Source organism: Mycobacterium sp. 1165196.3 (assembly GCF_001673415.1).
Taxonomy (GTDB): Bacteria; Actinomycetota; Actinomycetes; order Mycobacteriales; family Mycobacteriaceae; genus Mycobacterium; species Mycobacterium europaeum_A.
Map to the genome: position 1 here is coordinate 35,401 of NZ_LZLU01000122.1, position 15,665 is coordinate 51,065.

At 69.4% G+C, this 15,665-nt stretch carries 13 protein-coding genes; 11 read left to right on the forward strand and 2 right to left on the reverse strand.

Going from position 1 to position 15,665, the window contains the following annotated elements:
- Positions 1-31: 31 nt before the first annotated feature.
- The 6 genes from ruvC (at position 32) to A5659_RS13470 (ending at position 4,534) form a co-directional block, all read left to right on the forward strand.
- Complete coding sequence (gene ruvC / locus A5659_RS13445; RefSeq protein ID WP_066882161.1) at positions 32-598, forward strand: crossover junction endodeoxyribonuclease RuvC; 567 nt, start codon at positions 32-34, stop codon at positions 596-598.
- Complete coding sequence (gene ruvA / locus A5659_RS13450) at positions 595-1,197, forward strand: Holliday junction branch migration protein RuvA (protein WP_067024645.1); 603 nt, start codon at positions 595-597, stop codon at positions 1,195-1,197. Before ruvC ends, ruvA begins: the two co-directional genes overlap by 4 nt.
- Complete coding sequence (gene ruvB / locus A5659_RS13455; protein ID WP_067181736.1) at positions 1,194-2,255, forward strand: Holliday junction branch migration DNA helicase RuvB; 1,062 nt, start codon at positions 1,194-1,196, stop codon at positions 2,253-2,255. The genes ruvA and ruvB overlap by 4 nt, the downstream gene beginning before the upstream one ends.
- A 256-nt stretch (positions 2,256-2,511) precedes the next feature.
- Positions 2,512-3,207 (forward strand): hypothetical protein, encoded by a 696-nt coding sequence (locus A5659_RS13460; RefSeq protein WP_066882157.1) that lies wholly within the window; start codon positions 2,512-2,514, stop codon positions 3,205-3,207.
- A gap of 118 nt (positions 3,208-3,325) precedes the next feature.
- Positions 3,326-3,709, forward strand: coding sequence for a DUF1304 domain-containing protein (locus A5659_RS13465; protein WP_067181739.1), 384 nt, complete (start codon positions 3,326-3,328; stop codon positions 3,707-3,709).
- A gap of 132 nt (positions 3,710-3,841) precedes the next feature.
- On the forward strand, positions 3,842-4,534 hold the full coding sequence (locus tag A5659_RS13470; RefSeq protein WP_066863865.1) for a hypothetical protein: 693 nt from the start codon (positions 3,842-3,844) through the stop codon (positions 4,532-4,534).
- Positions 4,535-4,598: 64 nt separating this feature from the next.
- On the opposite strand, the gene car is transcribed toward A5659_RS13470, so the two are convergent.
- A complete protein-coding gene (gene car / locus A5659_RS13475) occupies positions 4,599-8,123 on the reverse strand; it encodes a carboxylic acid reductase (RefSeq protein ID WP_067181743.1) in 3,525 nt (1,174 codons plus the stop codon).
- A 148-nt stretch (positions 8,124-8,271) separates the two neighbouring features.
- Positions 8,272-9,612 (reverse strand): 4-aminobutyrate--2-oxoglutarate transaminase, encoded by a 1,341-nt coding sequence (gene gabT, locus A5659_RS13480; protein ID WP_066882211.1) that lies wholly within the window; start codon positions 9,610-9,612, stop codon positions 8,272-8,274.
- Between the two features lie 230 nt (positions 9,613-9,842).
- Here gabT and yajC point away from each other — a divergent pair, with 230 nt between their 5' ends.
- The 5 genes from yajC to A5659_RS13505 all read left to right on the forward strand — a co-directional run bounded on the left by yajC (position 9,843) and on the right by A5659_RS13505 (position 15,633).
- Positions 9,843-10,169 (forward strand): preprotein translocase subunit YajC, encoded by a 327-nt coding sequence (gene yajC / locus A5659_RS13485; protein ID WP_066863870.1) that lies wholly within the window; start codon positions 9,843-9,845, stop codon positions 10,167-10,169.
- Between the two features lie 103 nt (positions 10,170-10,272).
- Positions 10,273-12,108, forward strand: a complete 1,836-nt coding sequence (secD, locus tag A5659_RS13490) for a protein translocase subunit SecD (RefSeq protein WP_067181746.1) — start codon at positions 10,273-10,275, stop codon at positions 12,106-12,108.
- 3 nt (positions 12,109-12,111) lie between these two features.
- Entirely contained in the window at positions 12,112-13,386 is a 1,275-nt protein-coding gene (secF, locus tag A5659_RS13495) for a protein translocase subunit SecF (protein ID WP_067181749.1), read from the forward strand.
- A 5-nt stretch (positions 13,387-13,391) separates the two neighbouring features.
- Positions 13,392-15,101, forward strand: coding sequence for an ABC transporter substrate-binding protein (locus A5659_RS13500; RefSeq protein WP_067181752.1), 1,710 nt, complete (start codon positions 13,392-13,394; stop codon positions 15,099-15,101).
- Between the two features lie 7 nt (positions 15,102-15,108).
- Positions 15,109-15,633 carry an adenine phosphoribosyltransferase gene (locus tag A5659_RS13505; RefSeq protein ID WP_066882148.1) on the forward strand — a complete coding sequence of 175 codons (525 nt, stop codon included), beginning with the start codon at positions 15,109-15,111 and terminating at the stop codon, positions 15,631-15,633.
- Positions 15,634-15,665 lie beyond the last annotated feature (32 nt).

A 15,665-nucleotide genomic window follows, 5' to 3' on the forward strand; every position in this document is an offset into this window, starting at 1 on the left:
CGAACAGCTGTTCTACTAGGTGGGAGCGGGAATGCGGGTGATGGGCGTCGATCCCGGCCTGACCCGATGCGGTCTGTCGGTCGTCGAAAGCGGGCGCGGGCGCACGGTGGTGGCGCTGGACGTCGACGTGGTGCGCACCCCGTCGGACGCACCACTGGCCGAGCGGCTGCTGCGGATCAGCGACGCCGTCGAGCATTGGCTGGCCACCCACCAACCCGACGTCGTGGCGATCGAGCGGGTGTTCTCCCAACTGAACGTGTCGACGGTGATGGGCACCGCCCAGGCTGGCGGCGTGGTCGCGCTGGCGGCCGCCAAACGCGGCATCGACGTGCACTTCCACACCCCCAGCGAGGTCAAGGCCGCGGTCACCGGCAACGGCGCGGCCGACAAGGCGCAGGTCACCGCGATGGTCACCAGAATCCTTGCGCTGCAAGCCAAACCGTCGCCGGCCGACGCCGCCGACGCGTTGGCCCTGGCGATCTGTCACTGCTGGCGGGCCCCGATGATCGCCCGGATGGCCGCGGCCGAAGCGATGGCCGCCGAGCAGCGCGAGAAATACCGCGCCAAGTTGGGCGCCAAGCTGAAGGCCGCGCGATGATCGCCTCTGTGCGGGGCGAGGTCCTCGAGGTGGCGCTCGATCACGTGGTGATCGAGGCCGCCGGCGTCGGCTACCGGGTGAACGCGACCCCGTCGACCCTGTCCACGTTGCGGGCCGGGACCGAGGCGCGGCTGATCACCGCGATGATCGTGCGCGAGGACTCGATGACGTTGTACGGCTTCACCGACACCGATACCCGCGACCTGTTCCTGACGCTGCTGTCGGTGTCCGGGGTGGGGCCCCGGCTGGCGATGGCGACGCTGGCCGTGCACGACGCCGCGGCGCTGCGTCAGGCGCTGTACGACGGCGACGTCACCGCGCTCACCCGGGTGCCCGGCATCGGCAAGCGCAGCGCCGAACGGATGGTCCTGGAACTGCGCGACAAGGTCGGCGCCGCCGGGGCGGGCGGGGGAGCGTCGCCGGGTGCGGCGCTCAACGGCCACGCGGTCCGCGGGCCGGTGGTGGAGGCGTTGGTGGGGCTCGGGTTCGCCGTCAAGCAGGCCGAGGAAGCCACTGACAAGGTGCTGGCCGCCGAGCACGACGCCACCACCTCGGGCGCCCTGCGCGCCGCCCTGTCGTTGCTGGGCAAGGCCCGATGAGTCCGCACGACGTCGGCGACGACTACGCGGACCGGGAGGTCTCCGGCGCGCTGGCGTCCGGCGAGGGCGACATCGACGTCAGCCTGCGGCCGCGCTCGCTTCGCGAGTTCATCGGCCAGCCGCGGGTGCGCGAACAGCTGCAGCTGGTCATCGAGGGCGCCAAAAACCGTGGCGGCACACCGGATCACATCCTGCTGTCCGGTCCGCCGGGCCTGGGCAAGACGTCGCTGGCGATGATCATCGCTGCCGAGCTGGGGTCCTCGCTGCGGCTGACGTCCGGGCCCGCGCTGGAACGTGCCGGTGACCTGGCGGCCATGCTGTCCAACCTCGTCGAGCACGACGTGCTGTTCATCGACGAGATCCACCGCATCGCGCGGCCCGCCGAGGAGATGCTGTACCTGGCCATGGAGGACTTCCGGGTCGACGTGGTGGTCGGCAAGGGTCCCGGCGCGACGTCGATCCCCCTGGAAGTGGCGCCCTTTACCCTGGTCGGCGCCACCACCCGGTCCGGCGCGTTGACCGGCCCGCTGCGCGACCGGTTCGGTTTCACCGCGCACATGGACTTCTACGAGCCCGCCGAGCTGGAGCGGGTGCTGGCCCGCTCCGCCGGGATCCTGGGCATCGAGCTGGGCGGCGATGCGGCCGAGGAGATCGCCCGCCGTTCGCGCGGGACGCCGCGGATCGCCAACCGGCTGCTGCGCCGGGTTCGCGACTTCGCCGAGGTGCGCGCCGACGGCGTGATCACCCGCGATGTCGCCAAGGCCGCGCTGGCGGTGTACGACGTCGACGAGCTGGGCCTGGACCGGCTGGACCGGGCGGTGCTCTCGGCGCTGACCCGCAGCTTCGGCGGCGGCCCGGTCGGGGTGTCGACGCTGGCGGTGGCGGTGGGCGAGGAGGCCACCACCGTCGAGGAGGTGTGCGAGCCGTTCCTGGTCCGCGCCGGCATGGTCGCGCGGACCCCGCGCGGCCGGGTGGCCACCGCCCAGGCGTGGACGCACCTCGGCATGGTCCCGCCGGCCGGGGTCACCGGGCTGGGCCAACCCGGCCTGTTCGACTAGCGGCTGGTTCGGTGCCCGCCGGGCCGTTTCGCGGCCAAATCGTGACCTTTGCGCCCAGCGGGGTCCGGCCCTTCGCGCGGTCCGGCGTCCGGCCTGGTCAGACCCGCTAGACCGCCGCCGGTCAGGCGCCGGGCCATCCGTGTGCACCCCCGCTGCGACCGCCCCAGCAAACACGCGCGCGGCCGTCGACCGGTTACACCCCGGCATCGCCGGGTAACCAGGCTCACAGCAGCGATACCTGTTGAAGGAGGTTCCGATGAGGACCACGAGCGACGACTACGACCGACCCCGCGCGCTGTACATGCCACGCACCCGCGGCGCGCTAACCGGGCTACTGCTGATACTGCTGGGCGCGTGGGGCGCACTGGTGCCCTTCTTCGGGCCCAACGTCGACTGGGCGTACATGGCCGATCCGGCCTGGACGTGGACCACGGCCAAGGGCTGGCTGGAGGTGCTCCCCGGCGTCGCGACGGCGGTGGGCGGCCTGCTGGTGCTCATGTCCGGCAATCGGGCCAGCGCCGTGTTCGGCGGCTGGCTGGCGGTCGTCGGCGGCGCGTGGTTCGTGGTCGGCCGCGCGTTCGCGTCGACGCTCCGGATCGGCGACGTCGGGCAACCGGCGGCGGCGACGGACCTCAAACGCGCCCTGCTCGAGGTCACCTACTTCACCGGCCTGGGTGCGCTGATCGTGTTCCTGGGCGGCGCCGCGGTGGCGCGGCTGGCCGTGCGGCACGCGCGCGACGTCGTGGTGACCCACCCGGCGCCGGTCGCGGGCGAGGCCGTGCCGGCCGCCGAACCGGCCATGTACGACGAGACCCGCGGCGCGGCGCCGGCGCGGACCGACGCCGTCGCGGCCGGACCGCAGCCCCGCGGGCGCACGGGTGGCGGACTGTTCCGCCGGCGCACCGGCGAAGGCGGTGGCCTGTTCCACCGGCACCACCACGCGGGCGCCTGACCCGCTGAGTCGGCAAGGCCCCGGTAGCCCTCGGCTACCGGGGCCTTGCCGCGTCAGGCTGGCCCGGTCAACCCCCGATCGGTAGAGTTCACCGGCGCCCGAACAGCGAGGAGGAGCGATGATCGCCGCCGGATTGGTGTTCGCCGCGCTGGCGGCGTTGCTGCACGTCTACATCTTTGTGATCGAATCGTTGACCTGGACCTCGCCGCGCACCCGCGCCACCTTCGGCACCACCGCGGCCGACGCCGAGACCACCAAGGCGCTGGCGTTCAACCAAGGCTTCTACAACCTTTTCCTGGCCATCGTCACCGGCGTGGGCATCGCCGCAGTCGCGTTGGGGCACAGGGGCATTGGAGCGGCGCTCGTCTTTGCCGGCGTCGGGTCGATGGCCGCGGCGGCGGTGGTGCTGGTCGCGTCGGCGCGCGACAAGGCCCGTGCCGCCGCGACGCAGGGCACGTTTCCCGCGATCGCGATCGTGCTGCTGTTGCTCGGCCTTCACTAGTAACACCAGTCTCACCAGCCTCAAAAGCCCCCGGCTAGCGGTGGCTTTCGTTTGCCGTGTGGGTTAGTAGTGGAAGGCGCTGGGTAACCATCCCAGGCCGGAATCAGACCCGGTATTCAACGAGGGGATGTCATGAAATACGCACAAGACGGCCAAACCCGCGGGCTCAGTATGCCGCGTTCGCGAGGCGCGGTCAGCGGATTGCTCCTGGTCATTTTGGGAGCCTGGGGGGCGTTAATACCGTTTGTTGGTCCGCACTTTAATTTCGCCTATACACCGGACCGGGATTGGGCGTGGAGCTCCGCCCGCGGCTGGCTGGAAGTGGCTCCGGGCGCGGCCACCGTGCTCGGCGGCCTGTTGTTGATCGTCGCGGGAAACCGGGTCGCCGCCATGCTGGGCGGCTGGCTGGCCGTGCTGGCCGGCGCCTGGTTCGTCGTGGGCGGCCAGGTCGCCCCGCTGTTGGGAATCGGCTCCGCCGGTGACCCGATCGCGGCGACCGAACGCAAGCGCGCGGTGCTCGAGGTCACCTACTTCTCGGGCTTGGGCGCGCTGATCATCTTCGTGGGTGGGGTCGTGCTGGCCCGCACCGCCGTGCGCCTGGCCCGCGACGTGCATCCGGTGGCGGCCGAACCCGCCGCGGCCCCCGGGGGCGTGGAGCCCTACCGGGATTCGGTTTACGAGCCCGCCGAGGTCTCCTCGGGCGCGCTGACCAAGCCGCGCGCCGCGGCGGACCCCGAGCCCAAGCGGGGCTGGCGCCGTAACCGCGCCGGCGCAGGGGCCGGCGCCAACGCCGCGTATCTGCGTTGGCCGCACCCGCAGCAGTAGTTCTGCGCCAATCAACAGCAATCGCCCAGTCCCGCAACGGGACTGGGCGATTGCTATCTTGCCCTTAGAGCAGTCCGAGCAACTGCAGGTTGGTGATGTACTTGACGATCACCGGCGCCGTGACATGCGGAATGTCTTTATCGGGGCCGATTTTCGCTTCCTGCACCGCCGCGCGGAACACATCGGTGGGCGCCATCGAGCCGTTGATCGGCTTTTCCGGCTTCTGGTAGTTGTGCAACAGCGGCAGCAGCGAGTACTGACGCTGCCGATCCGGCAGGGCCCGCAGCGACGTCTCGAACCGCCGCAGCCATTCGGAGTAGTCGGCGATGCGCTCGATCGAGTACCCGGCCTCGACCAGCCAGTCGACGTACTCGTCCAGACCGATGCCGTCGTCGTACGGGTTCATCACGTGGTAGGTCTGGAAGCCGGTGTCGCTGTCGGTGATCTGCGTCCCCAGCGTCGAGATCGCCGCGGCGATGAACTCGACCGGCAGGCCGTCGTAGTGCGCCCGCTGCCGGTTGCCGTCGGCGTCGAGCTCGTAGAACGAACCGGGCGCGATACCGGTGGCGACCAGGCTCAGCATCAGCCGGGTGAACATGTCCGGCAGGTTGAGCTGACCGGAGTAGGTGGTGTCGGCCAGGATCATGTCGCAGCGGAACACCGAGACGGGCAGACCGCACAGGTCGTGCGCCTCGCGCAGGAGCACCTCGCCGGCCCACTTGCTGTTGCCGTAGCCGTTGGCGTAGTTGTCGTTGATCTCGCGGGTGGCGCTGATCTGCCGGATGTCGGCGTCCTCGACGAACTCACCCGGCTTGATCTGGTCGCCCACGCCGATCGTCGACACGTAGGTGTATGGCTTCTGCTTGGAGGTCAACGCGATCCGGATCAGCTCCGCGGTGCCCAGCGCGTTGGGCCCGAACAGCTCGCTGTAGGGCAACACGTGGTTCACCAGGGCCGCCGGGTCGACGATGATGTCGACCTCCTCGGCCAGTCGCTGCCAGGTTTGCTGGTCCAGGCCCAGGTTGGCCTCGCCCTTGTCGCCCGCGATCACCTCGAGGTGGTCGGCGGCCAGCTTCTGGTAGTGCGCCAGCAGTTTCGGGTCGCCTTCGGGAGAGCCCACGCCGAAGGTCTTGTCCAACCGGGTGCGCGCTTCGTCGTCGGAGCGGGCCCGCACCAGTGCGATGACCTTGCCGTCGACCATGTCCATCCGCTCGAGCCAGTCCAGCGCCAGGTAGCGGCCCAGGAATCCGGTCGCGCCGGTCAACAGCACCGTGCGCACCTCGGTCGCCGGCTTGGGCAGGCTCGGCGCGCCGGCCAGGACGGCCTCGTCGAGGAACTTGTCCAGCGTGAGGTCACTGGCGTGCACCGTGGTGGCGCCGCGTCCGTGCACGGCCGCGAACGTCGGCCGCTTGGAGCCCTGGCGCTCGGCCTCGATGTAGGCGGCGATGGCCGCCAGGTCGTTGGCCGGGCTGACGATCACACCCACCGGCACGTCGACGTCGAAGATCTCGCGCAGCAGGTTGCCGAATGTCAACGCGGACAACGAGTCTCCACCCAGATCGGTGAAGTGGGCGTCGGGTGACAGGTCGCCGGCCGTCGCGCCCAGCATGGCGGCCGCGGCGCGGCTGACGGTCTGCAGCACCGGCGCCTGGGCGCCGCTGCGGCGCAGTTCGGCCAGCTCGTTGGCCTGGCCGGCGGCCAGGTCGGCGTAGATCTGCTCGAGCCGTTCGCCGTAGTGCGCCTTGAGCTTCGGCCACGCCAGCTTGCGGATCCCGGTCAGCAGACCGTTTTCCAGGCTGAACGGGGTGGTCTCGATGATGAAGTCGCGCGGCACCTCGTAGGACTGCAGGCCGGTTTCTTTGGCGACCTTCTGCAGCGAGTCGGCGATCTTGGGCTTGAGCGACTCGATGTCATTGTCCGCCAACGCCTCTTCGGTCGGCACCACCACGGCCAGCAGGTAGGGCTGGGAGCTGTTGCCGTAGACGTAGATCTGGCGGATCAGCGGGCTGTTGCCGAACGCCGCCTCGAGCTTGGCCAGCGTGACGAACTCACCCTGGGCGAGCTTGAGCACGTTGTTGCGTCGGTCGACGTACACCAGCCGGTCCGGGGCGATCTCGGCGAACACGTCACCGGTCCGGTAGTACCCGTCCTCGTCGAACACGTTCGCAGTGGTCTCGGCCCGCTTGTAGTAGCCGGGGAACATGTTCTCGGTCCGCAGCAACAGCTCACCGCGCGGGTGCGGGCGGTCGGTGCTGAAGTAGCCCAGGTCGGGAACGTCGACCAACTTGTAGTCGATCACCGGCGGACGCTGAATCTCCCCGTCGAACAACACCATTCCGGCCTCGGTCGAGCCGTAGCCGTCCATCAAGTGCATCTGCAGCAGCGACTCGGCCCACTTCTTCAGTTCCGGTGAGGTGGGTGCGGAGCCCGTCATCGCGAAGATGAACCGCCCGCCCAACAGGTACTGGCGCTGTTCCGCCAGCACCTCTTCCTCAACGGCCTGGCGATCGGCACCGTCGGCCAGCCGGCGCTCGACCTGGCGCTGGAATTCGCCGTACAGCGTTTCCCAGATCCGCGGGACGAAGTTCATCTCGGTGGGCCGCACCAGCTCGAGGTCCTCGAGCAGGGTGGACAGGTCGCTGCGGGCCGCGAAGTAGGCGGTGCCGCCGTTGCCCAACGTGCCGTAGAGGATTCCGCGCCCCATGACGTGGCTCATCGGCATGAAGTTGAGGGTGATCGACGCGGCGCTCTCGCCGAACCAGTTCTTGCTGCCGCGCCGCCACATCTTGCCGACGTTGCTCTGCGGGTACATCGCACCCTTCGGGGCGCCGGTGCTGCCGGAGGTGTAGATCAACAGCGCGAGCGAGTCCTCGTCGGTCTGCTGCTCGGGAACCGGGGGTAGGTCCTTGCCGCGCTCCAACACGTCGGCGAGCTTCTCGACCACCACATCGGTGCCGGCCAGCCGGGCCACGGCACTCTCCACGGCCTCGCGCTGGTCGTCGACCTCGGGCTGGTAGTCGAACACGACGAGCTTGCCGGGCACGTGGTCGCCGGCCAGGATCAGCTCCACGGCGTCGGGCAGCTGGTTGACGCTCGAGGCGATCAGGCTGGGCTCGGTCTCGGCGACGATCGGCTGCAGCGACGAGATCGCCGCGCTGGTCTGCAGCGGCACCGACACGGCGCCGATGGTGCCCAGCGTGATGTCGATCGTGGCGTAGTCCACGCTGTTGAAGCCCAGCACGCAGACGCGGTCGCCGGGGCTCACCGAGTCGCTGGCCCAGGCGCGGCCGAGAGCCGAAACCCGTTCGCCCAGTTCGCCATACGTGATGGTCTCGAAGCGGGGGAGCAGCTCGGCGGTGGTGCGCCCGGTCTTGGCGTCCTTGACGAATTCCACGACGCGCTGCGCCAGTGCGGGCCGGTCGGCATAGCCGTCGAGCACGGTCCGGATGATCTGGGGCAGCCGCAGCCCCGGCTGCTCGGTGGCGGCGGTGATCGCCGGGTCCGGCCGGGCGGCGGCGAACTGGGGGTCGTTGGCAATGAGTTGCTCGATGCGGCGGTTGAGTTCTTCGTCGTGAATAGCAGTCGACATAACAGATCCCTTGCAAATGAAAGTTAGCGAGTCAAATTGCGCTGTTCGCGCTGACATATAGAACGTTAGCTAAAGTAAAGGTATTCCACCATGATCTGGCGTTTGTGGTGTTTGTGAGATTGCCCACGCGCGGTGGGGATGTCCCGGTCTACAGCTCGCGCAGCAGGCCGCCGAGGATGTCGATGCCCTCGGCCAGCAGCTCGTCGCTGATGGTCAGCGGAGGCAGTAGCCGGATGATGTTGCCCCACATGCCGCACGTCAACACGATCACGCCGGCGGCGGCGGCCGCGACGGTCAGCTTCTGGGTCAGTTCCTTGTCGGGCTCGGCGGTTCCCGACTTCACCAGTTCGATGGCGATCATGGCGCCCCGGCCGCGCACGTCGCCGATCCGGTCGTCGCCGGCCTGCAGACGCAACAGCGGCTCGGTGATCAGGCGTTCCAACCGCTGCGCGCGCTCGATCAAACCGTCGTTCTCGATCGTCTCGATGGTGGCCAACGCCGCCGCGCAAGCCAACGGGTTTCCGCCGAAGGTGCCACCCAAACCGCCGACCTGCGGGGCGTCCATGATCTGCGCCCGCCCGGTGACCGCCGACAGCGGCAGTCCGTCGGCGATGGCCTTGGCGGTGCAGATCAGGTCGGGTTCGATGCCCTCGTGCTCACACGCGAACATGGCGCCCGACCGCGCGAATCCGGTCTGCACCTCGTCGGCGATGAACACCACGTCGTTCTTGTGGCACCAGTCCAGCAGGGTGGGCAGGAAGCCCTCGGCCGGAACGATGAACCCGCCCTCGCCCTGGATCGGCTCGATGATGAGCGCGGCCAGGCTGTCGGCGCCGATCTGGCTCTCGATGATGTTGATGCTGCGCGCGGCGGCCTTTTCCCCGTCGGTGGCCAGTTCCTTGTCGACCAGGCCGTCCCGATAGGGGTAGGACAGCGGCGCACGGTAGATCTCCGGCGCGAACGGGCCGAAGCCGCCCTTGTAGGGCATCGACTTGGCGGTCAGCGCCAGGGCCAGGTTGGTTCGGCCGTGGTAGGCGTGGTTGAACGCCACCACGGCGGGCTTGCGGGTGTAGGCGCGCGCGACCTTGACGGCGTTCTCCACCGCCTCGGCGCCGGAGTTGAACAGCACCGAGCGCTTCTCGCCCGAACCCGGGGTGATGCGGTTGAGCGTCTCGGCGACGGCGACGTAGGACTCGTAGGGCGTCACCATGAAGCAGGTGTGGGTGAACTCTTCGACCTGCGCGCGCACCGCTTCGACCACCCGGGGTGACGAGTTGCCGATCGTCGTCACCGCGATGCCGGAGCCCAGGTCGATCAGCCGGTTGCCGTCGACGTCCTCGATGATTCCGCCGCCGGCACGGGCCACGAAAACCGGCACCGACACGTTCACCGCGTGCGACACCGCCGCGGCCCGGCGCTTGCTCAGTTCCAGCGATGCCGGACCGGGGATCTCGGTGACCAGCTGGCGGGTCTGCTCGAGGCTGGCCACCACAAAACTCCTCCCCGCGGCGCGCGTGTCACGTCGCATCAAAAGCCTATCGAGCTTGACCCCGGCGGGCACTGCGTGCACCGTGGCGGTCGGTCGCGACCCGTGGCCTGCCAGACTGAACGGGCACACTGGACCGTTACGAGGTGCGCGACGCACGAGTCCTACCGGCACCCAGCCGTAGTAATGCCCCGTATGCCGAAGAATATTTACGACGAAAGACAGGCGCGTCCATGCAGAGTCTGATCCTGTTCCTGCCGTTCCTGCTCATCATGGGCGGGTTCATGTACTTGGCATCGCGCCGTCAGAAGCGCGCGATGCAGGCCACTATCGACCTGCACGAGTCCTTGCGCCCGGGCGATCGGGTGCACACCACGTCTGGCCTGCAGGCCACCGTCGTCGCCATCACCGAGGACAACGTGGATCTGGAGATCTCCCCCGGGGTGGTGACCACCTGGATGAAGCTGGCGATCCGTGACCGGATCCTGCCCGACGACGACGAGGACCTGGCCGACGGCGACGACCCCGCCGACGAGGGCTCGATCAGCAAGGATTCCTGACGGCCGATCGCCACCCGGCGGACCGCTTGCGCAACCGGTAATCGAGGGCCACGTAGGCTCTCCTCCGGGGTAAGTAACCGATATTCGAGGAGATAGAAGGAACGTGGCATCGTCTTCGGCGCCGGTGCACCCTGCCCGCTACCTGTCGGTCTTCTTGTTATTGCTCGTCGGCGTCTACCTGCTGGTGTTCCTCACCGGGGACAAGCGAGCCGCTCCGAAGCTCGGTATCGACCTGCAGGGCGGCACCCGCGTCACGCTGACCGCGCGCACCCCGGACGGGTCGAAGCCCAGCCGTGAGGCGTTGGCGCAGGCCCAGCAGATCATCGGCGCCCGGGTCAACGGGCTCGGCGTTTCCGGTTCGGAGGTCGTGGTCGACGGCGACAACCTGATCATCACGGTCCCCGGAAACGACGGCAACGAGGCGCGCAACCTGGGCCAGACCGCCCGGCTCTACATCCGGCCGGTGCTCAACTCCATGCCGGCCCAGAGCGCGGAGCCCAAGCCGGCGCCGCGCCAGCCCGCGCCCGGCCAGCCCGCTCCGGGACAACCGGCGCCGGGTCAGCCAGCTCCGGGTCAACCGGCGCCAGGACAACCGGCGCCAGGACAGCCGGCTCCGGGACAACCGGCTCAGCCGGCTCCCGCGCACCCGGGTGCCCAGCCCCGGCCGTATCCGCAGGACCCGCCCCCGACTCCCAGCCCGGCACCCAGCCCCGCGCCAGCGCCCGCGCCCGGGGCACCCGCACCGGCGCCCGCGCCCGGGGGTCCCGCGGCCGAGGCGCCGCCCGGGGAACAACCCGCGCCGCCCGACCCGCGCAAGGAACTCGCCGACCGCATCGCCGACGAGAAGAAGTGGCGCCAGAGCACGCGTCAGGGCATCCAGTTCCTGGCCCTGCAATTCCAGGCGACGCGCTGCGATAAGGAAGACATCTTGGCCGGCAACGACGATCCCGCCCAGCCGTTGATCACCTGCTCCACCGACCACAAGGTCGCCTACCTGCTGGGGCCGTCGATCATCAGCGGTGACCAGATCCAGGACGCCAGCGCCAGCCAGAACCAGCGCGGCATCGGCTACGTTGTCGACCTGCAGTTCAAGTCCGCCGCGGCGAACACCTGGGCCGACTTCACCGCCGCCCACATCGGCACCCAGACCGCCTTCACGCTGGACTCGCAGGTGGTCAGCGCGCCGATGATCCAGGAGGCGATCCCCGGCGGCCGCACCCAGATCAGCGGTGGCGATCCGCCGTTCACCGCCGCGACGGCCAAGCAGCTGGCCAACGTCCTCAAATACGGCTCACTGCCGCTGTCCTTCGAGGCCTCGGAGGCCCAAACCGTCTCGGCGACACTGGGATTGACCTCGCTGCGGGCGGGCCTGATCGCGGGCGCCATCGGCCTGATCCTGGTGCTGGTGTACTCGCTGCTCTACTACCGGGTGCTGGGACTGCTCACCGCCCTGTCGCTGGGCGCTTCCGGCGCAATGATTTTCGCGATCCTGGTGATCCTGGGTCGCCAGATCAACTACACCCTGGATCTGGCGGGCATCGCGGGTCTGATCATCGGTATCGGTACCACCGCCGACTCGTTCGTCGTCTTCTTCGAACGCATCAAAGACGAGATCCGCGAAGGCCGTTCGTTCCGGTCCGCGGTGCCACGAGGCTGGGTGCGGGCCCGCAAGACCATCGTGTCGGGTAACGCCGTCACCTTCCTGGCCGCCGCGGTGCTCTACGCCCTGGCGATCGGCCAGGTGCGCGGCTTCGCCTTCACGTTGGGCCTCACCACCGTCCTCGACATCGTGGTGGTGTTCCTGGTGACCTGGCCGCTGGTGTACCTGGCGTCCAAGTCCCCGACGCTGGCAAAGCCGGCCTACAACGGCCTGGGCGCCGTTCAGCAGGTGGCCCGCGAACGCCGGGCTTCGGCGCAGGTCACGACGGGACGGGGATAGCGCATGACTTCCTCCAAAGCCTCCAAGGACGCAACCGAGCTCACCGAAGCCTCCGAGGGCGCCACCGAGTTGAGCGACAGCGCCCCGCACCACGGGTTTCTGTCGCGCCTGTACACCGGCACCGGCGCCTTCGAGGTGGTCGGGCGGCGCCGGCTGTGGTTCGGCATCAGCGGCGCGATCGTCGCCGTCGCCATCCTGTCGATCCTGCTGCGGGGCTTCACCTTCGGCATCGACTTCAACGGCGGCACGACGGTGTCGATGCCGGCCGCCGGGAAGACGGGCACCGTGCAGACCTCGCAGGTCTCGGAGGTGTTCCACCAGGCGCTCGGCAAGGATCCGGAATCGGTGGTGGTCGTCGGCAACGGCGCCGGCGCGACCGTGCAGATTCGCTCGGAGACGCTGACCAACGATCAGACGACCAAGCTGCGCAACGCCCTCTTCGATGCGTTCGGACCCAAGGGCGCCGACGGCAAGCCCAGCAAGCAGGCGATCAGCGACGCGGCGGTCTCCGAGACGTGGGGTGATCAGATCACCGACAAGGCGCTGATCGCGCTGGCCGTGTTCTTGGTGCTGGTCGGCGTCTACATCATGGTGCGCTACGAGCGGTACATGGCCATCTCCGCGCTGACGACCATGGTGTTCGACCTCAGCGTCACCGCGGGGGTGTACTCGCTGGTCGGTTTCGAGGTCACGCCCGCCACCGTCATCGGCCTGCTGACGATTCTCGGCTTCTCCCTCTACGACACCGTCATCGTGTTCGACAAGGTCGAGGAGAACACCCACGGCTTCCAGCACACCACCCGGCGCACGTTCGCCGAGCAGGCCAACCTCGCGATCAACCAGACGTTCATGCGGTCCATCAACACCAGCCTGATCAGCGTGCTGCCGGTGCTCGCGCTGATGGTGGTGGCGGTGTGGCTGCTGGGCGTCGGCACGCTGAAGGACCTGGCGCTGGTGCAGCTGGTCGGCATCCTGGTCGGCACGTACTCGTCGATCTTCTTCGCCACGCCGCTGCTGGTCACGCTGCGCGAGCGCACCGAGCTGGTGCGCACCCACACCCGCCGCGTGACGCGGCGGCGCAGCCCCGGTTCACGCGCGGCGGCCGAGACCGCCGGTGACGACGACGCCGACACCGCCGGGGAAGCGAAAGAAGCGACGACGACGACGGCGGCCGAGCCGGCCAAGCCCGCGCCGAGCAAGCCGGCACCGGGAGCTCGCCCCGTGCGGCCGACCGGGACCCGGCGTCCCACCGGCAAGCGGAACGTCGGCCGGCGGTAGTCACCATGGCCACCAGCTACCGGGGAACTGGGGCCGGTCGTCGTAGCGTGCTGGTCGGCCGCCGAGCCCTGACGGGGTGGATCGGCGCCGGATTGGCGGTGGTGCTGGCGGCGGGTGTCACGCTGACGGCCTGTTCGGGCAGCGCCGCCTCCCAGATCGACTACGTGGTCGACGGCCCGCTGTCCACCTACAACACCAACACCGTCGTCGGCGCCGCATCGGCCGGGGCGCAGGCGTTCGCCCGCACGCTCACCGGGTTCAGCTATCACGGCCCCGACGGGCAGATCGTCGCCGACCGCGACTTCGGCACCGTGTCGGTGGTCGGCGGCACCCCCCTGGTGCTGGACTACCAGATCGCCGACAACGCCGTCTACTCCGACGGCAAGCCGGTGACCTGCGACGACATCGTGCTCGCCTGGGCGGCGCAGTCCGGCAGGTTTCCCGACTTCCGCGCCGCCAACCAGGCCGGCTACCTCGACATCGCCAACGTCGAATGCATCCCCGGGCAGAAGAAGGCCCGGGTGTCGTTCATCCCGGACCGCGGCGTCGTCGACTACAACCAGCTGTTCACCGCGACCTCGTTGATGCCGTCGCACGTCATCGCCGACCAACTCAACGTCGACGTGACCGCGGCCCTGCTCAGCAACAACGGGCCGCTGGTGGCCCAGATCGCGAAGCTGTGGAACACCATCTGGGACCTCACGCCCGGGCTCCAAAAAGACGTGCTCGAAAAGCGTTTCCCGTCGTCGGGGCCGTACAAAATCGAATCCATCCTCGATGGCGGCGCGGTGGTGCTGGTCGCCAACGACCGGTGGTGGGGACCCAAGGCCATCACCAAGCGGGTCACCGTGTGGTCGCAGGGGCCCGACATCCAGGATCGGGTCAACAGCCGCAGCGTCGACGTGGTCGACGTCGCCGCGGGTTCGTCCGGCGCCCTGACCACACCCGATAACTATGAGCGCTCCGATGGCCCGTCGAGCGGCATCGAGCAGCTGATCTTCGCCCCGCAGGGTCCGCTGGCCGCGCCCAAGGCCCGGCGCGCGGTCGCGCTGTGCACGCCGCGCGACTCGCTGGCCAAGGACGCCGGGACGCCGATCGCCAACTCGCGCCTGGATCCGGCGATCGATGACGCCGTGTCGGCCGCCGACGGGGCGGGCGAGGCCGACGCGTTCGCCAAGGCCGATCCGGGCGCAGCGCGCGCCGCGCTGGGCGGTGCGCCGCTGACGGTGCGGATCGGCTACCAGGGACCCAACGCGCGGCTCGCGGTCAACGTCGGCGTCATCACCAAGGCGTGCGCCGCGGCCGGGATCACCGTTACCGGCGTCATCCTGGACAGCTCGGGGCCGCAGGCGCTCAAGGACGGCAAGATTGACGCGCTGCTGGCCAGCACCGGCGGGGCCACCGGCAGCGGGTCGACGGGGTCGTCGGCGCTGGATGCCTACGCGCTGCACACCGGCAACGGCAACAACCTGTCCGGATACAGCAACCCGCAGGTCGACAACGCGATCGGGGCGCTGGCGGTCTCGGCCGACGCCGCCGAGCGCGCCAGGCTGCTGACCGAGACCGCGCCGGTACTGTGGGGCGACATGCCCACCCTGCCGCTGTACCGGCAGCAGCGCACGCTGCTGACCTCGAAGAAGATGTACGCGGTGAGCAAGAACCCGACCCGCTGGGGCGCGGGCTGGAACATGGACCGATGGGCCCTGATCCAGTGAGGCTCCGATGACCAACCCCGCCGGGTTGATCGCGTCGCTGACGCGCAAGGTGGCCGATTTCCCCAAGCCGGGCGTCCAGTTCAAGGACCTCACCCCGGTGTTCGCGGACGCGACGGCGATGACCGCGATCACCGGCGCGCTGGCCGAGATCGCCTCGGGCGCCGATCTGGTGGCCGGCATCGAGGCCCGCGGGTTCCTGCTGGCCGCGGCCGTCGCCGAGCGGCTGCAGACCGGCGTGCTGGCCATCCGCAAGGCCGGGAAATTGCCGCCGCCGGTGCACGCCGAGACCTACGACCTGGAGTACGGCAGCGCCACGCTGGAGATTCCCGCCGACGGCCTGGACCTGCGCGGGCGCAACATCGCGATCATCGACGACGTGCTGGCCAGCGGGGGCACCCTGGCCGCCGCGGTCCGGCTGCTCGAGCGCGCCGGGGCGCACGTGACGACGGCCGCGGTGGTCTTCGAACTGAGCGCGCTGTGCGGCCGGGAAGCGGTCGCGCCATTGGCCGTGCACAGCCTGACTTGCGAGTAGCGCTCTCCCATTGGAGATATCCTCGAATTCGG